Annotated in this window: 19 protein-coding genes; 5 read left to right on the top strand and 14 right to left on the bottom strand. The window is 74.9% G+C overall.

What is annotated here, in order from left to right:
- Positions 1 to 872: 872 nt before the first annotated feature.
- Positions 873 to 1,772: a LysR family transcriptional regulator gene (locus HNR12_RS02080; protein ID WP_179770335.1), complete on the bottom strand. Its 900-nt coding sequence runs from the start codon at positions 1,770 to 1,772 to the stop codon at positions 873 to 875.
- A gap of 112 nt (positions 1,773 to 1,884) precedes the next feature.
- Between HNR12_RS02080 and HNR12_RS02075 the strand changes: the two genes are divergently transcribed.
- Both HNR12_RS02075 and HNR12_RS02070 read left to right on the top strand, forming a co-directional pair.
- Entirely contained in the window at positions 1,885 to 2,814 is a 930-nt protein-coding gene (locus HNR12_RS02075; protein ID WP_179765859.1) for a serine/threonine dehydratase, read from the top strand.
- A gap of 256 nt (positions 2,815 to 3,070) precedes the next feature.
- Positions 3,071 to 3,739, top strand: coding sequence for a lysophospholipid acyltransferase family protein (locus HNR12_RS02070; protein WP_179765858.1), 669 nt, complete (start codon positions 3,071 to 3,073; stop codon positions 3,737 to 3,739).
- 142 nt (positions 3,740 to 3,881) lie between these two features.
- On the opposite strand, the gene HNR12_RS02065 is transcribed toward HNR12_RS02070, so the two are convergent.
- The 4 genes from HNR12_RS02065 to HNR12_RS02050 all read right to left on the bottom strand — a co-directional run bounded on the left by HNR12_RS02065 (position 3,882) and on the right by HNR12_RS02050 (position 7,817).
- Positions 3,882 to 5,408, bottom strand: coding sequence for an aminopeptidase P family protein (locus tag HNR12_RS02065; protein WP_179765857.1), 1,527 nt, complete (start codon positions 5,406 to 5,408; stop codon positions 3,882 to 3,884).
- A 135-nt stretch (positions 5,409 to 5,543) separates the two neighbouring features.
- The gene (locus HNR12_RS02060) at positions 5,544 to 6,275 is read right to left on the bottom strand and encodes a TetR/AcrR family transcriptional regulator (protein ID WP_179765856.1); all 732 of its coding nucleotides are present in this window, start codon (positions 6,273 to 6,275) and stop codon (positions 5,544 to 5,546) included.
- 422 nt (positions 6,276 to 6,697) lie between these two features.
- A complete protein-coding gene (locus HNR12_RS02055) occupies positions 6,698 to 6,919 on the bottom strand; it encodes a DUF3099 domain-containing protein (protein ID WP_179765855.1) in 222 nt (73 codons plus the stop codon).
- 22 nt (positions 6,920 to 6,941) lie between these two features.
- A complete protein-coding gene (locus HNR12_RS02050; protein WP_179765854.1) occupies positions 6,942 to 7,817 on the bottom strand; it encodes an oxygenase MpaB family protein in 876 nt (291 codons plus the stop codon).
- A 289-nt stretch (positions 7,818 to 8,106) separates the two neighbouring features.
- Between HNR12_RS02050 and HNR12_RS02045 the strand changes: the two genes are divergently transcribed.
- A complete protein-coding gene (locus HNR12_RS02045) occupies positions 8,107 to 8,982 on the top strand; it encodes an alpha/beta fold hydrolase (protein ID WP_179765853.1) in 876 nt (291 codons plus the stop codon).
- Positions 8,983 to 9,136: 154 nt separating this feature from the next.
- Here HNR12_RS02045 and HNR12_RS02040 read toward each other — a convergent pair whose 3' ends face one another.
- Positions 9,137 to 10,147, bottom strand: coding sequence for a nitronate monooxygenase (locus HNR12_RS02040; RefSeq protein ID WP_179765852.1), 1,011 nt, complete (start codon positions 10,145 to 10,147; stop codon positions 9,137 to 9,139).
- Positions 10,148 to 10,212: 65 nt separating this feature from the next.
- Entirely contained in the window at positions 10,213 to 10,410 is a 198-nt protein-coding gene (locus tag HNR12_RS02035; protein WP_179765851.1) for a hypothetical protein, read from the bottom strand.
- A 676-nt stretch (positions 10,411 to 11,086) separates the two neighbouring features.
- On the opposite strand from HNR12_RS02035, the gene HNR12_RS02030 reads away from it, so the two are divergent.
- Complete coding sequence (locus tag HNR12_RS02030; RefSeq protein WP_179765850.1) at positions 11,087 to 11,353, top strand: hypothetical protein; 267 nt, start codon at positions 11,087 to 11,089, stop codon at positions 11,351 to 11,353.
- Positions 11,354 to 11,495: 142 nt separating this feature from the next.
- Here the strand turns inward: HNR12_RS02030 and HNR12_RS02025 are convergent, their stop codons facing one another.
- Positions 11,496 to 12,443, bottom strand: coding sequence for a threonine ammonia-lyase (locus HNR12_RS02025; protein ID WP_179765849.1), 948 nt, complete (start codon positions 12,441 to 12,443; stop codon positions 11,496 to 11,498).
- Between the two features lie 152 nt (positions 12,444 to 12,595).
- On the opposite strand from HNR12_RS02025, the gene HNR12_RS02020 reads away from it, so the two are divergent.
- A complete protein-coding gene (locus tag HNR12_RS02020; protein ID WP_179765848.1) occupies positions 12,596 to 13,213 on the top strand; it encodes a flavin reductase family protein in 618 nt (205 codons plus the stop codon).
- A gap of 412 nt (positions 13,214 to 13,625) precedes the next feature.
- Here HNR12_RS02020 and HNR12_RS02015 read toward each other — a convergent pair whose 3' ends face one another.
- The 6 genes from HNR12_RS02015 to HNR12_RS01990 all read right to left on the bottom strand — a co-directional run bounded on the left by HNR12_RS02015 (position 13,626) and on the right by HNR12_RS01990 (position 22,005).
- Complete coding sequence (locus tag HNR12_RS02015) at positions 13,626 to 16,181, bottom strand: glycoside hydrolase family 2 protein (protein ID WP_179765847.1); 2,556 nt, start codon at positions 16,179 to 16,181, stop codon at positions 13,626 to 13,628.
- A 96-nt stretch (positions 16,182 to 16,277) separates the two neighbouring features.
- Positions 16,278 to 17,195, bottom strand: a complete 918-nt coding sequence (locus HNR12_RS02010; RefSeq protein WP_179765846.1) for an ABC transporter ATP-binding protein — start codon at positions 17,193 to 17,195, stop codon at positions 16,278 to 16,280.
- Positions 17,196 to 17,200: 5 nt separating this feature from the next.
- The gene (locus tag HNR12_RS02005; RefSeq protein ID WP_179765845.1) at positions 17,201 to 18,151 is read right to left on the bottom strand and encodes an ABC transporter ATP-binding protein; all 951 of its coding nucleotides are present in this window, start codon (positions 18,149 to 18,151) and stop codon (positions 17,201 to 17,203) included.
- A 4-nt stretch (positions 18,152 to 18,155) separates the two neighbouring features.
- Positions 18,156 to 19,067 (bottom strand): ABC transporter permease, encoded by a 912-nt coding sequence (locus tag HNR12_RS02000; RefSeq protein ID WP_179770334.1) that lies wholly within the window; start codon positions 19,065 to 19,067, stop codon positions 18,156 to 18,158.
- Between the two features lie 49 nt (positions 19,068 to 19,116).
- Positions 19,117 to 20,112, bottom strand: a complete 996-nt coding sequence (locus tag HNR12_RS01995; RefSeq protein ID WP_179765844.1) for an ABC transporter permease — start codon at positions 20,110 to 20,112, stop codon at positions 19,117 to 19,119.
- Positions 20,113 to 20,295: 183 nt separating this feature from the next.
- Entirely contained in the window at positions 20,296 to 22,005 is a 1,710-nt protein-coding gene (locus HNR12_RS01990) for an ABC transporter substrate-binding protein (protein WP_179765843.1), read from the bottom strand.
- Positions 22,006 to 22,277: the final 272 nt, after the last annotated feature.

Here is a 22,277-nt window from a genome sequence, read left to right as displayed (position 1 = left end):
GAACTGGAGCAGGCGGTGGTGGCCGCCTGGCTCGCCGCCCTTGACCGGGGCGGTGTGGAGCGGCGGGGTCGGCCCGTTCGGATTCGGTGCCGAGGCAGAAGAGGCTGGGCGGTCCCGTACCCGCCGGAACGATCCCGTCGAGGCAGCCGCCGGGCAGGGCGTCGGTGTCCAGGACGGCGAGCAGGCTCGGCGGGACCCCTTCGCGGGCCGGCCACGGCGTGCCGGGGTAGAGGAGCGCCCGGCCGCCGAACCGGCTGCGCCCGAAGCCTCTCCGGGCCCCGCATCCCGCAGTCAGAATCCGGGCCGGGCGAGTGCCGCGATCCGGACGCCGGGTCGCTCACCGACGTGCGCGGCGCAGAAGGCGTGCAGGGAGGAGTGTGCTTCCGCAGCAGTCATGCCGGGATGCGACCACTCGCCGGTGATGCCCAGGCGAGGCGGCGGTCCGCCCTCCCCCGGCTGGTGCCCTCGGCGCAGCGCCGGCGGGGCACCGCCCCGGCAATCCCAGCGCCCCTTCCCTCGCCCACGGCTCGTTAGGGCGCCTGACCAGCGACGATACACCCCCATAACCGTGCCACCCCGCTCCCCCGGCGACCGCCGACCCGAGTTCCCGGCCCTCTTCACGCCCGGCTCGAACTCCCCCGGGGTAGTCGGGAAATCGCTTTCGCCATTCCTCGGGGTCCGCATTCGACGGCAGCGGTGCCACCACCCCCGGCGTTTCTCCGTGCCATGCCGGCCGAAATCCGGTAGTGCTCCCCCGCCCCCCGAATTGCGCCGCCGACGGCGGGCACCCGTCGCCATTCGCGCGTTTGTCGCACCGCTCGCGGCGGGCGCGGTCCAAAACCGGGCGCGGGAAATGTCGGCGTCGTCGGATTTCACGCCCGGCGCGCCGACCGGCGCAGCATGTCGACCATGGCCGGCACCGGCGCGGGCGGGCGGCGCCGGTGCACGAGCGAGATCTCCCGAGCGAGCCGGGCGCCCGCCAGCCGGCGCGCCACCCACCCGCTGGTCGGCGCGTCGTCGAGGATCATGCGCGGCACCAGCCCGATCCCCACCCCGGCGCGGATCAGCGCCAGCATCACCTCGTAGTCGCGCGTCTCGTAGGCCACGGTCAACTGCACCCCCTCGGCCTCGGCGGCGGCGTCCAGGGCGACCCGGTTGGAGATGCCGGGCGCGCCGCAGATCCACTCCTCCCCGGCGAGGTCGGCCAGCCGCTTGGACCGCCCGTCGGCGGCCGGGTGCCCCTCCGGGAGGACCAGGAGCAGCGGATCGACCAGGATGCGTTCACGGTGCAGGCCGGTGGCCGCCGGCGGGTCCACGCCGGGGTAGCGGTGGGTGATGAGCAGGTCGAGTTCGCCGGAGGTCACCAGGCCGTAGCCGTCAGGCGGCTCCACGTCGGTCAGCGACAGCCGCACCTGGGGGTGCGCCCGGCCGAAGGCCGCGAGCGCGCCCGGCACCAGGTGCTTTCCGGCGCTGGTGAAGGCGCCGAGCGACAGCCGCGTGGGCGCCTCGCCGGCCGTGGCGCGCACGGCCGCCTCGGCGTCGCGCAACTCGCCCACCACGCGCTCGCCGTAGGCCAGCAGGACCCGTCCGGCGCGCGTCAGCCGGACACCGCTGCGCGAGCGTTCGACCAGGACGCACCCGAGTTCGCGTTCCAGCTTGGTGAGCTGCTGGGACAGCGCGGGCGCGGTGAAGGACATCCGCTCGGCGGCGGCGGTGATGGACCCCGCGTGGGCGATCTCGACCAGTACGCGCAGCCGGTTGGCGTCGAGCACCACACCCACCCGCCTTCCCGCGCCGCGCCGGAAGACCCGGACCAAAGCACTGCTTAATCATCGTTAGCAATGCCAACTTTAACTTAAGCCCGCAGAGGTGCAGGGTGAAGACATGAGCACTCCGAGCGCAGCCACCGCCGCCCTCCCCACGCCGGCGGACGTCGCCGTCGCCGCCCGCCGCATCGCCCCCTACGCCCGCCGCACCCCGGTGCTCTCCGCCACCGTGGACGGCCGCCCCCTGTCCCTGAAGCTGGAGCACCTGCAGGCCACGGGCGCCTTCAAGCTGCGCGGCGCGCTGAACGCGCTGCTCGCCGCCGGCCGGCCGGAACGCGTCGTCACGGCGTCGGGCGGCAACCACGGGCTGGGCGTTGCCACGGCGGCGCGCATGCTGGGCCTTGCGGCGCTGGTCTACGTGCCGGAGACCGTGCCCGAGGTCAAGGCGCGTCGGCTGGAGGAGTCGGGCGCGGAACTGGTCCGCGTGGGGGCCCACTACGCCGAGGCGGCCGAGGCGGCGGTGGCCCGCGCCCAGTCGGAGGGGCTGCGCTACCTGCACGCCTACGACGACCCCGACGTGGTGGCCGGGCAGGGCACGATCGGCGCCGAGATCGCCCAGGACGCACCGCAGTGCGACGGCGTCGCGGTCGCCGTGGGCGGCGGCGGACTGGTGGCGGGCGTCCGGTTGGGCGCCGGGGACCGTGTGGTGACGGCGGTGGAGCCCGAGGGGTGCCGCTCCATGCACGCGGCCCTGGCGGCGGGCGAACCGGTGGTCGCGCCGGTGGACTCGGTGGCCTCCTCGGCGCTGGGCGCGGCCCGGATGGGCGACGTTCCCTTCGCGGTGCTGCGTCACAACCCGGTGGCCACGGCGCTGGTGACGGACGCGGAGATCGTCGCCGCGCGCGACCGCCTCTGGGAGGAGTTCCGGATCGCGGCCGAACCCGCGGCGGCGGTGCCCTTCGCCGCCTGGCTGGCCGGCCGGGTGGCGGGCGAGCACGTCTGCCTGGTGATCTGCGGGGCCAACGCCGACTGGACCCCGGGCCGCTAGGGTCCGCGGCGCGGTCCCGGGCGTTCCGTGCTCCCGTGCCGCCGAGGGGCCCGAACCGCCGCCGGCGCGGCGCCCTCTCCGCGCACGTATGATCTCGTCAGCCCCGATACCGACGCCGCTGCGGCATGCGCTCCGCATGTCGCGGACGAGCGGTTACGCCACCGCCTGTCCGGGTTAGCGCGCTCCCGCGCGGTCTGCCCGGCGCCGCCGGTACTACATTGTGCGGGGCGGTGGGCGCGAGACTCGGGGGGACGGCATGTGGTACGACGCGGCGCGGGTGGTCAGTGCGCGGGTGGGCCGTGTGCTCTACCGGCCCACCATCGAGGGGCTGGCGAACATCCCCGAGCACGGGCCCGTGATCCTCGCCGCCAACCACCTGTCCTTCTGCGACAGCGTGGTCATCCCGCTGGCCGTGCCCCGGCGGGTGCGGTTCCTCGCCAAGGCCGAGTACTTCACCGGGCCGGGCGTGAAGGGGCGGATGTCGCGCGCCGCGTTCACCGCGCTGGGCGCGGTGCCGGTGCGGCGCGGCACCGGGCGTGAAGCCGTGGACGCCCTCGAACTCGGCCTGCGCTGCCTCAAGGACGGCGGCGTGTTCTCGATCTACCCCGAGGGCACCCGCTCGCCGGACGGCCGGCTCTACCGGGGCCGCACGGGTGTGGCCCACCTGGCGCTGACCTCGGGCGCGCCGGTGGTGCCGGTGGGTCTCATCGGCACCGAGCGCATCCAGCCGATCGGCGCGCGCCTGCCCCGGATCAGCTCCATCACCGTGCGGTTCGGCGAGCCGCTGGACTTCTCCACCGGGTACGACCACCTGAAGACGGGGCGGGCCCGCCGCCAGGTGACCGACGAGATCATGGCCGCCATCCAGCGGCTCACCGGCCAGCAGGAGGCCGGGGTCTACAACGAGCGCTCCCGGGAGGGCTGATCCCGCTCGGCCGGCCGCCCCGGGCAGGCAGCCGGCCGCCGGGCCGGGGCTACGGCGGCCCGGCGGGGAGAGCCGGCGTGGCCCGCGGCCGGGGCGGCCCGGGCACGCCGGCTCCGCTCGGTGGGCGGATGTGGGCGTGGGGTCAGTCGGTGCCGGGCAGCCGCTCCGCCAGCCACGCCTCCACAGCGTCGGCGCTGCGCGGCAGGGCCGAGGACAGCACGCGGTTGCCCTCGGCGGTGACCAGGACGTCGTCCTCGATGCGCACGCCGATACCGCGCAGCTCCTCGGGCACCGTGAGGTCGTCGGGCTGGAAGTAGAGGCCGGGCTCGACGGTGAGCACCATGCCCGGCTGGAGATCGCCGTGGAGGTGGACCTCGGTGCGGGCCTTGGCGCAGTCGTGGACGTCGAGACCGAGCATGTGCCCGGTGCCGTGCAGGGTGTAGCGCCGCTGCAGGCCGAGTTCGACCACGCGGTCTACGGGCCCCTCCAGCAGGCCCCACTCGACCAGGCCCTCGGCGAGCACGCGCTGGGCGGCCTCGTGGTACTCGGTGAAGGGGCGCCCCGGTGCGACCACCGCGAGGGCGGCCTCCTGCGCGGCGTGGACGAGGTCGTAGACCCGCCGCTGCACCGGGGTGAAGCGCCCGGAGACGGGCAGGGTGCGCGTGACGTCGGCGGTGTAGAGGGTGGTGGTCTCGACCCCGGCGTCGAGCAGCAGGAGGTCGCCCGCGCGGACCGGGCCGTCGTTGCGGGTCCAGTGCAGGGTGGTGGCGTTGGGGCCGGAGGCGGCGATGGTGCCGTAGCCGACGTCGTTGCCCTCGACGCGGGCGCGCAGGAAGAACGTGCCCTCGATGTAGCGCTCGGAGGTGGCCCGGGCCTTGTGCAGCACCGCCGCGACGTCGCCGAAGCCCAGCACGGTGGAGTCGACGGCGCGCTGGAGCTGGGCGACCTCCCACTCGTCCTTGACGAGGCGGTGGTCGTGTAGGGTGACGGCGAGTTCCTCGTCGCGCTCGGCGGGGTCGCCGAGGTCGGCTGAGTCGGCGGGCAGCGGCAGGCCGGCCGCGACCCGCTCCAGGGCGGGGTCGTGGCCGCGCAGGATGCGGGTGGGCGCGGGCGGCGCGGCGCGCAGGACGTCGGCCAGCTCGCGGACGTCGTGGGTGGCCAGGCCGAGGAGCCGCGCGGACTCGCCGAGGCTGTGGCGCCGCCCGGTCCACAGTTCGCCGTGGCCGTCGAGCCAGAACTCGCCGTTGTCGCGGTTGGAGCGCGGGCGCAGGTACACGGTGGTGTCGTGGCCGCCGCCGGGGCGGGGCTCGAACACCAGGCAGCCGTCGTCGGACTGGTCGCCGGTGAGGTAGACGTAGTCGCAGGAGGCGCGGAACGGGTACTCGGTGTCGTTGGAGCGGGTCTTGAGGCGGCCGGACGGGATGATCAGCCGCTCGCCGGGGAACCGCGCGCTGAGCGCGGCGCGGCGCTTGGCGGTATAGGCGGCCTGTTCCAGGGGTTCGAGGTCGCGGATCTCGGTGTCGGCCCAGCCGGTGCGCATCCAGGCGGCGAGTTCGTCGGACACGGACTGGGCCTGGCCGTTCTTGCGGGGCGTGAACACCGGCGCCTCGGGAACCTCGGAGGCGGCGCGCTCCTCGGCCTGCGGACTGCTGCTGCGGTGCTCACTCACGGTGATGCCTCCTGACCTGGAAACCGGACGGGTGGTGGCGCTTGTGGCGCTCTTTTCCCATCCTAAGCCGGGTGTCCACGACCCGTCCTGGCCCGGCAAACGGGCTGTGGACAACCCGGCTGGGCGCGCCCGGGGTCACTCCGAGGCGGGCAGCAGGGCCTCGACATAGGCGCCCAGGACGGCGCGCAGCTCGCGGCAGGGGGCGGGGTGGCGGGTGCCTTCGGCGTCGACGGCGTGCCACAGCAGGGCGGCCAGGATCCGCACGTAGACCTCGGCCGCCGGCGCGCAGCGGTCGGGGGCCACTCCCGCGCCCGCGAACGCCCTTTCGACGCGCTGGGCGATCGCCGCCTGCATGGACGCGGCGATCTCGGTGAGGTCCAGCGACGGGAACACGGGGCACAGCAGCGGCCGGACACCGGGGTGGGCGGCGGTGTAGTCGATGACGCCCTCGATCACCGCGCCGTGGACGGTGCGCAGGCGAGCGCCCACGGCCGCGCTCGCGGTGTCGGGGGCGGCGAGGGGCCCCGGGGGGTCGGGCGGCCCGGACTCCTCGGGGGTGCCGGGGGTGCCGGCGGCAGGGGTGCCCGCCGGGCCCGCGGCGCTGTGGGAGGCGGCTCCCGAGGCGGCCGCCGTGACCTGGTCGAGCCCGGCCAGATGGCGGGCGGCCACGGCGTCCAGCAGCGCCCGCTTGTGCGGGAAGAACTGGTAGAGCGAACCGATCGAGGTCTCGGCGCGGGCGGCGATGCTCCTGGTGCTGGCGGAGTCGTAACCGACCTCGGAGAACTCCGCCTCGGCGGCCTCGACCAGCCGCTCGACCCGGGCCCTGCTGCGCCGCTGCGCCGGGGTCCGCCGTAGTGAGCCCTCCACCGCCGTATCCCTCCCCGCGGGCCGGTGCCCGCGTCCTTGACATTTCACCGGATATCTGCGCAAAGCGCGTCGAGCGATCGTACCGAAGGGCGGCGACAGAACCGGCGGCGCCGGTGAGGGGGCGAGGACGCGGGCGCGCCGCGAGGGCGGCCGGGGCGGTCGCGGCGGAGGGACGAGCGGAGCGTCGACCGTGTGGAGCGCCGTCCGCCGCCTCCGCCGGGCCGCACCGGCGCCCGGTTGCCGCTGTGGCGCGGTGGCCGAGGGCGGGGCGGGGCGGCGTCCCGGCGGCGGCCGCTGGTGGAGGCCGCCCCTCCCCTCCCGGGGGCGGCGGCCTTCCGTACCCCGCCGGGGGATCCGCTCCACGTCGGCGTCAGCGGTGCGGGACCCGGCCGCTCCGGTCGGGCCGCGCCGTGGTCGCAGCGCTAGCGCTCGGCGTTGGGCCCGTACCCGGCGTCGTGGTCGCGGGGGTCGTCGGGGTCGGCGGTGTTGCCGATGATGACCGCGATCGGCGGCAGCACCATGGCCACCGCGCACATGGCCAGCGCCCATCCCGAGCCGAGCAGGTAGTACACCGGCAGGGACCCGCCGAACAGGACCAGGCAGGTGCTCATCAGCCACGCGTAGCGGCGCGCGCGCCGTCTCATGCCTCCAAGCCTAGTCGCCCGGTCACACGGCCACAGGCGCGGCGGCACCGGGGGACACGCGCCGCGGGGCCGGACGGCGGGCGGGGTCGTTCAGCCCGCGGAACCCCGCGCCCAGGTCGTAGCCCGCCGCCGCCAGCCGCCGCCGCGCGCGGCGGTCGCGCTCGCGCGTCACCTCGCCGAACACCCGGACATAGAGCGGGTCGGGAACCGCGTTGAGCCCGGCGCGCATCGCGCCCAGCGCGGCGGTGACAGCGGTCTGGGTGCCCGGCGGCTCGGGGAGGACGCCGTAGGCGCGCCGCGCCCACGCGGGCAGGGTGTGGTACGACAGCGCGCCGACGGGCGCCCACAGCGGTTTCAGCCAGGCGATGTGCCGCAGCCGCGTCGGCACCGCGGGCCACAGCAGGAACCGCACCGTGGCCGCCGCCTCGGGGGTCGCGCGCAGGAGCGGGCGCGTCCGGGCCAGGTAGGACCGCATCTGCGCCAGGGAGGCGGGCACCTCGCGCGGGTCGAGGCCGACGTAGGCGGCGGTGCGGGTCTGCTCGGCCAGGTAGGCGTCGGCCTCGGCCGCGGTCAGCCGCACCCCCGCGCGCGTGACGACCTCCAGGTAGGAGACCACCTCGGCGCAGTGCACCCACAGCAGCAGGTCGGCCTGGTCGACGCGGTGCCGGCGGCCGGTCGCGGGGTCGGTGAAGCGCAGCCGGCTGTGCACCGCGCGCACCCGCCGGCCCAGCTCCGCCGCCTCCTCCGGGCTGCCGTAGGTGGTGGCCGCGACGAAGTCGGCGGTGCGCAGCAGCCGGCCCGTGGGGTCGTCCAGGAAGTCCGAGAGCTGCCAGACGCCCTGCATCGCCACGGGGTGCAGCGCCTGGAGCATCAGCGCGCGCACCCCCGCCACCCACATGGCGCGGTCGGTCTGGACTCGCCAGGTCGCGCCGCCCGGGCGTGCGGCGGTCGGAGGCGGGGCGGTTGAGGGCGGGGCGGACGGCGGCGCGGTGGCCGTCGGCGGTGCGGTCGGCTCCGAGCGGTTCACCTGGGAGGTCACCTCGTTCCCGGAGGGGCCGGGAGGCCGGGGGCGGGTCGTCAGGCGTTCACCGCCTCGACGCCACCGAGCCTAGCCAGCGCCCAGACCGACCGGTATGCGGGGGGTAGCGTGGCCCTTCCCGCAACCGAGACGGCAGGAGGCGGACGACATGGGCCCCACCCTCGCTCCCGACACCCACGCACTCACCCTGCGCCGCGGCGACCTCGTGTTCGACGCGCTGGCGACCGGTCCCGCCGACGGGCCGCCGGTTTTGTTCCTGCACGGCTTCCCCGAGTTCGCGACCTGCTGGCGCGCCGAAATGGCGGCGTGCGCCCAGGCGGGCTTCCGCGCGGTGGCCGTGGACCAGCGCGGGTACTCCCCCGGCGCGCGTCCGGCCGACACCGCCGCCTACGCCGTCCCCCATCTGGTCGGCGACGTGCTGGCCTTCGCCGACGCGCTCGGCGCCGAGCGGTTCCACCTGGTGGGCCACGACTGGGGCGGTGTGGTGGCCTGGCCGACGGCGGCAGACCACCCGGAGCGGATCACCAGCCTGACGAGCCTGTCCACGCCGCACCCGCGCGCGCTGGCCGAGGTGATGGCCGGCTCCGCGGAGCAGCGCGAGCGGTTGGGCTACATCCGGCTGTTCCGCAAGCCAGGCACCGCCGAGGAGTACCTGCTGTCGGACGGCGCCGACCGGCTGGCGGCCGTCTACGAGGGGCGGGTGCCCGAGGACCTGCTCGCCGACAACGTGCGCCGGCTGTCGGAGGAGGGCGCGCTGACGGCCGCGCTGAACTGGTACCGGGCGCTGGCCCGCGACTCCGCCGACGCCGGCACGGTCGCGGTGCCGACGCTGTACGTCTGGGGCGAGCACGACCTGGCCTACACCGCGGCGTCGGCGCGGGCGACCGGGCGCCGCGTGTCGGGGCCCTACTGGTACGTGGAACTGGACGGCGCCTCGCACTGGCTGCCCGAGGAGGCCGCCGACCGGGTGGTGCCGCCGCTGCTGGAGCACCTGCGGGCGGCGCAGGAGGACGCACCGGCCTGACCGGCGGGCGGCGCCGGGCCGGCGAGCGAGCGGTCCGGCAGCCGGACAGGCGGGCAGGCGTACGGTCGGCCCGTCCACGGCACCCGGCCCGGCCACCACCGCGGCGCGGAATCGAGGCCGCCGTGCCGCGGCCCTCGCACCCGCCTGCCGGCCGTCAGAGCCCTTCGGCAAGTCCGGCGACCACCTCGGCGGCGGGCCGGTCGGCCGCGCCGGCGTAGCAGGCGCCCGCCCACAGGTGCAGGGTGCCGGCGTCTCCGGCGCGCGCCGCGGCGGCCCGGATGGGCGCGGTCATGTGGTGCACGCGCGGGTAGCCGCTGGGCGCGATCCCGTCGTGCTCGGTGAGGAAGCGGTTGACCAGCCCGCGCGCCCGGCGGCCGCTGAAGGCCCGGGTGACGGCGGTGCGGGTGAAGCGCGGGTCGGCCAGGGCGTCCTTGTGCGTCTGGGAGGCCCCGCTCTCGGTGGTGCGCAGGAAGGCCGTGCCCAACTGCGCCGCCGCGGCCCCGCCGCACAGCACGCGGCGCACGGCGGCCCCGTCCGACAGCCCGCCGGCGGCGATCAGCGGGACGCCCACCGCCCGGCGGACCTCGGCGAGCAGTTCCGACAGCGGGGTGGTGCGCTCGTAGGTGTCCTGGAAGGAGCCCTGATGGCCGCCGGCCTCGGCGCCCTGGACGCACAGCGTGTCGGCGCCCGCGTCCACGGCCTCGCGGGCCTCCTCCACCGTGGTGACGGTGACGACCACATGGGAGCCGGCGCGGTGCAGGGTGGCGATGTCGGCGGGCGCCGGACAGCCGAACGTGAAGCTGACCACGGGCACCGGGTTGGCGAAGAGGGCGGCGAGCTTGACGGGGTACTCGTCGTCGTCCCAGCGGGGCTCTCCGGGTTCGACCCCCAGACGCTCGGCCTCGGCCCGCAGGCGCTGCCGGTAGGCGTCGATGGCGGAGGGGTCGGCGGTGTCGGCGTCCGGAACGAACAGGTTCACGCCGAAGGGGCGGTCGGTGAGTGTGCGCACGCGCGCGATCTGCTCGGTCAGTGCCGCCACGGGGAGGTAGCCGCCCGCGAGAAAGCCCAGGCCTCCGGCGCTGTTGACCGCGGCGACGAGTTCGGGGGTGCTCGCTCCACCCGCCATCGGCGCCGCCACCACCGGAACGTCCAGGCTGTCCCACATGCGTAATCCCCCATCGTCCGGTTGTCCTACACATCGGCGCGGGCGCCTGGTGGGCGCCCGCGTGTTCACATCGAGTCGGCCGTGGCGGGCCCGGCCGGCGCCGCCACGCGCCCCGGACCGGGCTCCGCCCGGTCGTGGTGGTCCCCGTCCTCCGCGCGGGCCCGGCGCCTGCGGCCGGGGCGGCGGACGGCGCGGGGCGCGCGGACGGCGGCGAGGACCGCCGTGACGGCACGGGAGATCGAGGCGGCAACGATCGCGGCCATGCGGCTCCCCTCCAGCGGCCGGCGCTCCGGCGCCCGGCGCGGACCGCGGCGACGGCGGCCGTGGCCGTGTGCCGCCCAGGGGGCGCCACCGCCGGAGCCGACCGCGTGGCCGCACGATCGGCACACCGGTGTTGACAGGCCCGCGCACGCGGCGCGCACGCGGACCCCAACCATTCCCGCCATCCTTGTTCCCATGCATCGACCGCTGACACGGCCACAGGTGCACATATGCCATAGATCACCAGGAAAACCGGCAAACCTCTATGGTGAGACAGAACCCGATTCCCGAGCACCCTCTGTCCGGTTGTGCACCTTCCGCGTGGGACGAGTTCGCGCTCTCGACCACTCGGGTGACCGTGGCCGCAGATCGTCGCGAAAAAGCCCGTTCGTGTCCCTCCTGGAGAGACCCGCGAGGGTGCGCGTCCGATCTGATCGGTGGCCCGCCCGTTGGCGGCTGTGGAGAACACCACACACGCGCCAACCCGCACCCGAGCCCGCCCGCCCGGACGAAAGCGCAGGTCACAGCCACCACGCCACCGCCCAATCAAGCCTCCGCGCCCGCGTGACGGGGTTCACGAGCGCAAACGGCGCCAACTTGAGTTAACGGTGATTACGCTTTCGGGTGAAAGCACGTCCCGCCGATGGCTGCCCTTGAGGCGCAATGGAGGCATCCGCGATGGTCGACAGCGCACTTATGACCACGATGCTCGTCATCACCCTGGCGGGGATCGGCCTCGTCTTCCTGGGCGGGGCGGCCTACGTCGTCTACGAAGCGGTTCAGCGGCGGCTGGACGCCCGGGCCGGAGTGCCCGCCCCCGGCGCCCGGCGGCGGCCCGCCGCACCGTCGTCCCCGCGTGCCGGCGCCCGGGTGGGCGCCGACGCCGAGGGGCACGAGACCGCCGGGGCCGCCGAAGCCCGCACGCGCCACCACCAGCCCGCCTGACAGCCGCCCTCCCCGGCAGCTGCCCCGGCCCGGGGCATCCCGGGCTCCGACGCGCCCTCCATCCCGACCCTGAACCGCCCTCCCCGAACGTCTGCCTCGGGGAGGGCGGGCGGCATCCGCGGACCCTGTTCTCAGGCCGTCTCTAGACCTCCCCGGCTATCGCGCGGGCCAGCAGGTCCGGGGCGGCGTTGCCGCCCGACACCACCGCGACCGTGCGCCCGCCCGGCGTCCGTCCGGCCAGGTAGGCGGCCGTGGTCAGCGCGCCGCTGGGCTCGGCGACCACCCGCGCCGCGCGGGCGAGCACGCCCATCGCCGCCGCGATCTCCTCCTCCCCCACCGTGACGATCCCGTCCAGCCGCTCCCGCAGATGGGCGAAGGTCAGCGCCGAAGGCCCCACGCGCACCCCGTCGGCGATGGTCCGCTGGGTCTGCTCGGTGGGCCAGGCCACCAGGCGCCCCTTGGCCAGGCTCTCGGCGGCGTCGGCGGCCAACTCCGGCTCCACCCCGATGACCGCCGCACCCGGCCGCCGCGCCTTGACCGCCGTCGCGACCCCGGCCGCCAGCCCGCCGCCGCCCACCGGGACCAGCACGGTGTCCACGTCGGGCAGGTCGGCGACGATCTCGGCGCCCACCGTGCCCTGCCCGGCGATCACGTCGCGGTGGTCGAACGGCGGCACGGAGGCCATGCCCCTTTCGGCGGCGATCTCGGCGGCGCGGCGGGCGCGCTCGGCCGGCGGCACCGGTACCACCTCGGCGTCGAAGGACCGCATGGCCGCGACCTTCACCTCCGGTGCGTTCTCGGGGCACACCACCACGCACCCCACCCCGTGCGCCCGGGCCGCGTAGGCCAGGGCCTGGCCGTGGTTGCCCGAGGAGTGGGTGACCACGCCCGCCCGGCGCGCCTCCTCCGGTAGCAGGGCCAGCGCGTTGGCGGCGCCGCGCACCTTGAACGCTCCCACCGGTTGCAGGTTCTCCGGTTTCAGCCACAGTTCGCCCTCGGCCCACGGGCAGGGCAGCAGCGGGGTGCGCACCGCCAGCTCGGCCACGCGGGGCGCGGCGGCGTCGATGTCGGCCGTCGAGATCAGCTCCATCCCCCGCAGTATGCCCGCGTGCGCCCGATCCGTGTACGGCCGGCCGCGCGGGTGCCCGCACGGCGGCCCCGGCCCGTCCCCGCGGCCGCCCCGCGCCGTACCCAGCCGCGCGTCCGCGCGTCCGCACGGGCCCGGCGCTAACCTCGGGGACCATGCGCACCGACCTGTCTCCCGACGCGATGTCCGCCCGCGACTTCTACCGGGTCCTCACGGCCGTGGTGGTGCCCCGGCCCATCGCCTGGGTGTCCACCGTCTCGGCGGAGGGCGTCGACAACCTCGCGCCGCACTCCTTCTTCACCGTGGCCTGCGCCAACCCGCCGATCGTGCAGTTCACCTCGGTGGGCCGCAAGGACAGCCTGCGCAACGCCGAGCACACCGGGGAGTTCGTGGTCAACCTGGCGCCCGAGCGGCTGCGGCGCGAGGTCAACGCCACGGCCACCGACTTCCCCGCCGACATCAGCGAGTTCGACGCCGTGGGCCTGGCGCGCGAGCCCAGCGCGGTGGTGGCCCCGCCCCGGGTGGCCGACTCCCCGGTGGCGCTGGAGTGCCGCCTGCACTCCACCGTGCGGCTGGGGGACTCCACGGTGGTGTTCGGCCGTGTGGTGCACGTGGCCGTGGACCCCACGGTGGTGGTCGAGGGGCACCCGGAGATCTCGCTGCTGCGCCCCCTGTCGCGGCTGGGCAAGGACGAGTGGGGTGCGCTGGGCGAGGTCACCTCGCTGCGCCGGATCCGCTACGCCGACTGGCCGGGCGACGCGCCGCACGCCTGAGCGGGGGCGCCCGCGGGCACCGCCGGCCAGGCCGGCCCGCGCGGGGCACTCGGGTGCCGCGGCCCGCTGCTCCGCCTCCAGCGCCCGTGGGGCCCCCAGCCCGCCCCGGTCCGTGCGGCCCGGTTCGCCCTGCCGCCCTCGCCGCCCCGCCCCCGCGGGCCGGCCGTCCGCTTCCCCGCCCCAACCGCCGTGCGCCCATTCCCCGTCGGCCACCCCGTTGACATGCCCCCGGCGCGTGCCTACGCTCATGGGAGCGCTCCCAAGCGCCGCGCGGACCTTCCCCTCCGCCGCGGGCGCCCGCCCGGTCCCCCCTCCCCCGGCCGGTGCCCGCCGGTGCGGACGAGGGTGCGGGGCGACTGCGAACACCGCCCCGCACCCTCGCGCGCCGCGCTGTCCCGGCGCCACCGCGCCGCTATCCCGCCGCGGCCCCGCCCGCGCCACCGGCGCCGCCAGCCCCACCCGCCGCCAGCGCGTCGTTGACGCAGCGCAGCACCGGCGCGCGCACGGCCGCCGCCGTGTCCAGTCCGGCGCCCCCGGCCACCGTGAAGGTGTGCGACTCCCCCGGCAGCAGGGTCACCAGCATGTCGTCGGCCTCGGCGCCGGGGTCCAGCCGGTCGGCGAACAGCGCCAGGTCGCGCAGCAGCACGTCGGCCGTCACCGTGACCTCCAGGTCGGCGCCGCGCGGCGCCGCCGACGCGGTGAACTTCGGCGCGGGGTAGGCGATCTCGTGGTCGCGGGCGTAGAACCACCACACCCGGTCCCCGCCGGCCTCGGCCGTCAGCAGCTCCGCCTCGGGCGCGCCCGGCACGGCCACCTCCTCGGGCACCGCCAGCCGCACCGCCCCCCGCGCGGGCACCCGCAGCTCCAGCACCACCTCGGCCAGCACCCGGCCGTCCAGCCCCCGCCGCACCACCGCGCACTCCCCCTCCCACGGCTCGCCCGTGTCGTTGACGGCGGCCACCACCAGGCCGCCGCCGGCCCCGGCCGCACCGGTGCGCCCCGGGTCCTCGGGCTGGACGGTCAGCAGCCGCTCCCGGTAGGCGCGCCGCAGCGTGTACCACATCGGCTTGCGCCGCCCCTGCCCGTCCACCGCCGACCACGAGATGACCGGCCAGCAGTCGTTGAGCTGCCAGACCACCGTGCCCGCGCAGCGCGGCCACAGCGACCGCAGGTGCTCCACGCCCAGCGCGACGGCCCGCGCCTGGTTGAGCTGGGTCAGGTAGTGCCAGTCGTCGTGGGACTGGCCGGGCGGCACCGGTCCGAAGTGGGCGGTGTAGGCGCGCAGCAGCTTGCCGTGGCCGTCCTCGGCGCGCTGGTGGTGCAGCATCGCCGGGGACTCCGCCCGCATGTCGGCCTCCTCCAGGACCGAGCGCAGGGTGGCGTGCGTGGCCGGGCCCTGGAACCCGAACTCGGCGGCGAAGCGCGGCCGGTGCGCGCGGTAGGCCGTGTAGTCCAACCGGTTCCACACGTCCCAGATGTGCGTGGTGCCGTGGTCGGGGTCGTTGGCCCGCGCCCGCCCCGGCGAGTGCGGGCTGCCGGGGATGTAGGGCCGGGTGGGGTCCAGTTCGGACACGATCGCGGGCAGCACCCGGTGGTAGAAGTCGGCGCCCCAGGTCCGCCCGGCCAGCGGCTCCTGCCAGCCCCAGTCCTCGTAGCCCTCCAGGCACTCGTTGTTGCCGTTCCACAGCACCAGGCTGGGGTGGGGCGCCAGCCGGTCGACCGCGTCGCGCGCCTCGGCGGCGACCTCGCCGGCCAGCGGCTCCTCCTCGGGGTAGGCCGCGCACGCGAACAGGAAGTCCTGCCACACCAGCACGCCCAGTTCGTCGCAGACCCCGTAGAAGTCGGCGCTCTCGTAGCGTCCGCCGCCCCACACGCGCAGCAGGTTGACGTTGGCCGCGGCACCCTGCTCGATCCGGGTGCGGTAGCGCTGGGGGGTGACGCGGTTGGCGAAGCAGTCGTCGGGGATCCAGTTGGCGCCCCGGACCTGGACGGGCCGGTCGTTGACGCGCACGACGAACGCCGACCCGTGCTCGTCGGGCGCGGTGTCCAGCGACACGGTGCGGAACCCGATCCGCATCGTCCGGGAGTCCAGGGCGGCCGCGCCGGGCGTGCCCGCCTCCGCCAGGGTGACGGCCAGGTCGTAGAGCGGCTGGCCGCCGTGGCCGCGCGGCCACCACAGGTCGCACCCGGGCACCCGGGCCTCCACCACCGCCTCGTCCTGGCCGGGGGCCAGCACCGCCTCGGCGCGCACCCCGGCGACCTCCACGGCCGCCACGAGCCCGCCGCCGGCGCCCGCACCCGCCCGCTCCACCGCCACGTGCACCCGCACCACGCCCTCGGGCCCGCGCGCGCCGGGCTCGACGGTGACCTCGGGGCGGGCCGCGGCCAGTCGGGCGGTGCTCCAGGCGTGCACGGCCACCGGCCGCCAGATCCCGGAGGTGACCAGGGCCGGCCCCCAGTCCCACCCGAAGTCGCAGGCGGTCTTGCGGATGAACTGGTAGGGGGCGGCGTAGGCGCCGGGCCGCTCCCCCACCTCGGCGCGCACGCCCTCGGCGTAGGGGTAGGGGGCGCTGAAGGCGATCTCCACCTCGTTGGCGCCGGGTCGCAGGACCGGGCGCAGGTCGAAGCGGTGGCGCCGGTGCTGGTTGCGCGTCCGCCCCACCTCGGTGCCGTTGAGCAGCACGCGGGCCACGGTGTCCAGGCCCTCGCACACCAGGTCGACCCGGTCGGCCCCGGCCGCGGGCCCGGCGTCGAAGGCGGTGGTGTAGGTCCAGTCGGTGCGCCCGATCCAGTGCAGTCGCTCCTCGTTGGTACCGGCGTAGGGGTCGGGGATGAGCCCGGCGGCCATCAGGTCGGTGTGCACGCAGCCGGGTACGGCGGCGGGCAGGGCGCGGCCGGCGACCTCGGCGGGAACGGCGTCGCCGCCGGCGGCGCGCACGCTCCAGCCCTCGGTCAGGTCGATGAGCATGCCTGTCTCCCTCGTGTGGTGGGGGCCCGCGCGCACGCCGCCGGGTCCCCGGCCGGGTGGGCCGGGGACGGGTCGGCGCGGCGGGCGGGGGCGGTGTCAGTCCTCGGTGGCGAAGCAGCCGACGTGGTGGCCGGGCGCGGTCTCCACCAGGCCGTGGGCGCCGGGCTCGCCGCCCTCGGCGCATCCGGGGCACTCGCGTTCGCCGTCGGCGCGCAGCGCCTCGTCGGCCTGCTCCCAGGTGGTGTGCAGCTGGGGCACCGACGACAGCAGGCGCCGGGTGTAGGGGTGGGCGGGCGCGGCGAACACCTCGCCGGTGGGGCCCTTCTCGACCACCCGGCCGCGGCGCAGGATGACCGCGGTGTCGCTGATGTAGTTGCCCAGCGACAGGTCGTGGGTGATGAACAGGATCCCCAGCCCGCGCGCCTTGAGGTCGCCGAGCAGGTTGAGCACGTCGATGCGGGTGGAGGCGTCGAGCATGCTGATGATCTCGTCGGCCACCAGCATCCGGATGTCCAGCAGCAGCGCCCGCGCGATCAGCAGCCGCTGCAGCTGCCCGCCGCTGAGCTGGTGGGGGTACTTGCCCAGCACCTGGGCGGGGTCCAGGCGCACCGTGGTCAGCGCCTCCTCGACCTTGGCCCGCCAGTCCGCCTCGGGGGTGCCGGGGAAGTACTCGGCGCGGACGAGCTGGAGGACCCGGTCGGCGGCGAAGACGGGGTTGAAGCAGCTGAAGGGGTCCTGGAACACGCCCTGGACGCGGCGGTAGTACTCCTTGCTCGCGCGGTGCCCGCGCACGGCGGCCACGTCGGCGCCGTCGAAGGTGATGGTGCCGGCGCTGGGCGCGATCAGCCGCAGCACCATCTTGCCGATGGTGCTCTTGCCGCTGCCGCTCTCGCCGATGAGCGAGACCACCTCGCCGCGGCCCACGGCGAGGTCGACGCCGCGCACGGCGTGCAGCCGCTCGCCGCCGAAGGCGCCGACGCGGTAGGTCTTGCCGACCTGGTGCAGATCCAGCATGGTCCTCACTCCGCCTTCCAGCAGGCGGCCCAGTGGCCGGGGGCGACTTCGGTGAACGGCGGCTGCTCGGCGCACCTGTCGAAGGCCAGCGGGCAGCGGTCGCGGAAGCGGCAGCCCGAGGGCGGGTCGAGCAGGCCGGGCGGCCGGCCGGGGATGCCCCGCAGGCGCTTGCCGGCGAAGGTGGTCCCGACCTCGGGCAGCGAGGAGATGAGCATGCGGGTGTAGGGGTGGCGCGGCGCGTCGATGATGGTGCGCGAGGACGCCTTCTCGGCGGGCCGGCCCGCGTACATCACCATGATGCTGTCGGCGATCTGGTGCACCAGCGCCAGGTCGTGGGTCACGAAGACCATGCTCTTGACGAACCCGCGGTCGCGGAACCCGGCCAGCGCCTCGACCGCCGCGCGCTGGGTGGACACGTCCAGGGCCGAGGTCACCTCGTCGGCGATCAGCAGCGAGGGGTTGAGCAGGGTGGAGATCACCATGACCACGCGCTGCTTCATGCCGCCCGACAGCTCGATGGGGTAGCGCCGCAGCACGTGCTCGCCCAGCCCGACCAGCTCCAGGCGGCGCAGCAGCTCCTCGTGCACCCCGGCGTAGTCCACGCCGCGCGAGCGCACCAGCTCCCGCACCATCCGCCCGATGCGGCGGGTGGGGTTGAGCGCGCTCATGGCGTACTGCGGGATCAGCGACACCTCGTGGAAGCGGAAGGGCACCATGGCGGCGTCGTCGGCCACCGGCAGCTCGGCGCCGTCCAGGCGCACGGTGCCGGCCACGTGGCGCATGCGGGAGTCCATGCGGATCAGGCTCTTGCTCAGCGTGGACTTCCCGCTGCCCGACTCCCCGGCCAGTCCCATGATCTCGCCGTCGGCCAGGGAGAAGCTGACCCCGTCGAGGGCGCGGACGTCGCCGCGCAGCGTCCGGTAGTAGACCGCGAGGTCTCGCACGTCCAAACTCACGCGACTACAGCTCCCTCAGCTTGGGGTTGAACACCTCGTCCAGCCCGACGTTCATGATGTAGAGCGACCCGACCAGTGCGGTGATGCCGAGGCCCGGCGGCACGAACCACCACCACATGCCCAGCTGCAGCGCGCCCCAGGTGACGGCGTTGTGCATCATCAGCCCCAGGGAGACGCCCTCGGTGGGGCCCAGGCCGATGAAGTCCAGGCCGGCGGCGATGAGGATGGCGCTGCCGAAGAGCAGGATGAAGGTCATGAACAGGTAGGAGCTCATGTTGGGCGCGATCTCGCGGAAGACGATGCTGTGCGCGCGCCGCCCGCTCATCCGGGCGAGGTCCACGAAGTCGCGGGTGGCCAGCGAGAGCGTCTGGGCGCGCACCGCCCGCGCCACCCACGGCCAGGAGGTCAGCCCGATGAACAGGCCCTGCAGGGCGATGCCGCGCGCCTGGAGGTAGGCCGCGGCGATGATCAGCACGACCAGGGCGGGCAGCACCAGCACGACGTTGGTGATCATGTTGAGCACCTCGTCGACGAGCCCGCCGCGGTAGCCGGCGGTGAAGCCCACCACCATGCCCACCACGGCGGCGATCCCGCCGCCCACCAGCCCGACCAGGAAGGTGGAGCGCAAGCCGTAGACGAACTGGGCGTAGACGTCCTGGCCGAAGTTGGTGGTGCCCAGCCAGTACTCGGCGGAGGGCGCCTGGGCCTGGGGGCCGACGTAGACGTTGGGGCCCTCCTGCACGAACAGCGGCGCGACCAGGCCGGTCAGCAGCAGCAGGAGGACCACGCCGGCGCCGACCAGCAGCTTGGTGTTGCGCAGGGCGAAGTGCAGCGACTCCCCCCAGCGGCGCTCGGGCGGCCCGGCCTGGGCGGGCAGGCCCTCGGCGGCCTGGACGGCCCGGACGTCGGGCTCCATCTCGCTCATGTGCGGCTCCTTGCGGTCCTGCGGCGGGGGCGTCGGGGGCTCACGCGGCGCCTCCCTGCATCTGGGTCCGGGTGCGGGGGTCGACCACGACGTAGATGACGTCGACGATGAAGTTGGCGATGAGCACGCCGATGACGATGAACAGGAAGGCGCCCTGCAGCAGGAAGAAGTCGCGGTTGTTGACCGCCTCCAGGATGAGGTTGCCCAGGCCCGGGTAGGCGAAGACGATCTCGGTGAGCAGGGCCCCGGCCACGATCGTGCCCAGCTGCACGGCCAGGCCGGTGAGCTGGGGCAGCACGGCGTTGCGGAAGGCGTAGCGGCGCACCAGGCGGCGCGGCGCGCCCAGCGCCTCCAGGTAGGTGGAGTACTCCGCCTCCAGTTCGTAGATGATCATGTTGCGCATGCCGATGGCCCAGCCGCCGAACGCCACGAGGAACAGCGAGGCGAACGGCAGGAACCAGTGGGAGACCAGGTCGGTGATGAAGGGCCAGTTCCAGCCGGGGATGGAGCCGAACCCGTAGGGCCCGGCGGTGGGGAACCAGCCGGCGACGATCCCCAGCCCCCAGGCCAGCAGGATGCCCAGCCACATGTAGGGGGTGGCGGTGAGGACGTAGCCCAGCGGCAGCACGGTGTTGTCCAGCCACCTGCTGCGGGCGGCGAAGGCACCGAAGCGGTTGCCCGCGACCCAGCTCAGCAGGGTGGCCGGCAGCAGCAGGGCCAGCGTGTAGGGCACGGCGGCGAGCAGGATCTCGGTGACGGGCTGGGGGAACAGCCAGACGCTGATACCGAGGTCGCCTCGGGCCAGCGAGGTCCAGAAGTTGAGGTACTGCTGCCAGGCGGGCTCGTCCAGGCCGAACGTCTGCTCGTAGTAGGCGCGCATGCGCTCCATGGACTCCTCGTCGCCGGAGGCGCCGCGGCTGAGCATGGTGCGGATGGGGTCGCCGGGCATGAGCCGGGGGATGAGCCAGTTGACGCTCACCGCGACGAAGAAGGTGAGCGCGTAGATGAGGATCTTGCGGGCGAGGTAGCGGCGCAACGGGGCCTCCGGAGGTCGGGGTGCCGGGCGCGGCGCCCGTGCGGTCGGGCGCGGGGGCGCGGCGTGCGGGGCGCGGCGGCGGGGCCGGTGGGTGGGGCCCCGCCCCCTTCCCGGTGGCACGGGAGGAAGGGGGCGGGTCCCGGCCCGGCCGCGCGGGCGCGGCCGGGGGGCTGTGCGCCCGGCCTAGCCGCCGGCCGGCTCCAGTTCGGTCAGCGTCAGCACGGCGCCGAGCTGGTTGTAGTTGCGCCAGGTGGTGGGCAGGTAGTGGGGGGCGCCCTCGGCGTCGGAGGGCCAGTTGCCCCAGTGCTGCGTGCTGTACTGCGACCAGAGGCCGTTGTACCAGAGCGGGATGATCGGCATCTCCCGCAGCTGGATCTCCTGGATCCGGCTGATGGTGTCGCGCATCGCCTCGGTGTCGTCGACCGGGGTCTCAGCCAGCTCCTGGGTGAGGTCCCACAGCTCCTCGTTCTCATAGCGCCCGAAGTTGACCGTGGTCTGGCTGTCCTGGACGGGCAGCCGGAACATGTAGTCGTAGTAGGTCCAGGGCGTGTTGCTGAGCTGGCGCTCGTTGTTGATCACCAGGTCGAAGTCGCCGGCGGCGCGCTGGTCGTTGAGCGCGGCCTGGTCGGGGAACTCCTCGGTGACGTTGATGCCGACCGCTTGGGCGTTCTCGCTGATGATGCGGGCGGCCTCCATCCAGTCGGTCCAGCCGGAGGGCACGATGAGGGTCAGCTCGACGGCGTCGCCGTCGGGGGTCTCCACGAAGCCGTCGCCGTCGGTGTCCTCGTAGCCGGCCTCGGCCAGGATGGACTCCGCCTCGTCGGGGTCGTGGCCGAACCCGTGCTCCGCCACGACGTCCTGGTCGACGTAGTCGTCCCAGGCGGGCAGCAGGCCGGTGGGGTCGGCCGGCTCGACGAGGTTGCTGTAGGGGCCCTCGACGATCTGCTCGATGTCGATGGAGGTGGCCAGGGCCCGGCGGAACTCCGGGTCGTCCATGGGCTCGCGGGTGGTGTTGGGCACCAGCCAGGCGGTGTTGGCCGCCAGCATGTAGGGCGGCTCCTCGAAGTAGCTGGTGATGCTGGGGTTGCCCTCGATGGTCTGGTTGATCCCGGGCAGGAAGTTGTTGCTCAGGTCGACCTCGCCCTGGGTGAGCAGGCGCTGGGTGACCTCGTTGCTGGTGTTGACGATGTCGACGATGTACTCGGGGGCCGCGCGCATGTCGAGGGCCTCGATCGCCCACCAGTCGGGGTTGCGCCGGTAGACCTGGCGGTCCTCGCTGTGGTCCTCGTAGAGGTAGGGGCCGGTGCCGACGGGGTTCTCGTTGGCCGAGGCGGTGACCTCCTCCTCGCTGCGGTCCTGCCACAGGTGGCGGGGCACGATGGGGTTGGAGTAGGTGAAGTAGGCCCACTCCTGGTAGCGGGGGGTCTCGAACTCGAACCGGGCGGTGCGCTCGTCCACGGCCTCGGCGCTCGCCAGCCAGTCCCACACGTGGCTGTAGGGCACCGACTCGAACCGGGCCAGCTCGTAGGTGAAGACCACGTCCTCGGCGGTGAGCGGCTCGCCGTCGGACCACTCGACGCCCTCGCGCAGGGTGACCTCGTAGGTGGTGTCGTCCACCCACTCCTCCGACTCCGCCAGCCAGGGGATGTACTCGCCGGCGAGCGGGTCGTAGAGGAACAGCGGCTCGTAGATGTAGCCCACGGTGCCGGTGGTGTACTCCCAGTTCATGATGGGGTTCCAGTTGGCGGGCGGGCCCCACTGCGTACCCGTGGTGTAGAGCGTCTGGGCGCGAGGGTAGCCGCCCTCGCCCTCACCGCCTCCCCCGCCGGTGCAGCCCGCCGCGGCGAGCCCCACGACCAGGGCCGCGCTCGCCCATCTCAGCCGGTTTCCCATGTCCTACTCCCAGTGCTCGGTCCGCGAGGGGGTGCCGCCGCGGCGGCGGGGCGCCTGTCCGGCGGGCGGGTCGGGACGCCGCCCTCGGCGGTTGTGATCTGCGCCACCGGCGGTCAGAACATCACTGAACCGGTTCAGTGGTCAAGGGGCGTTATCGAAACTAAACCGGTTTAGGACAAGAGGCGCGACTGGTCCCGCGAGCCTTTGAGAGCGCTTTCCCAGCGCAGGTGCGCGGGCGCGCGGACCGGTCCCCCGGTCCGCGCGCCCGCCAG

Source organism: Streptomonospora nanhaiensis (genome assembly GCF_013410565.1).
Classification (GTDB): Bacteria; Actinomycetota; Actinomycetes; order Streptosporangiales; family Streptosporangiaceae; genus Streptomonospora; species Streptomonospora nanhaiensis.
Note: the sequence above shows the minus strand (reverse complement) of the source record. Positions and strands in the feature narration are given on the sequence as shown.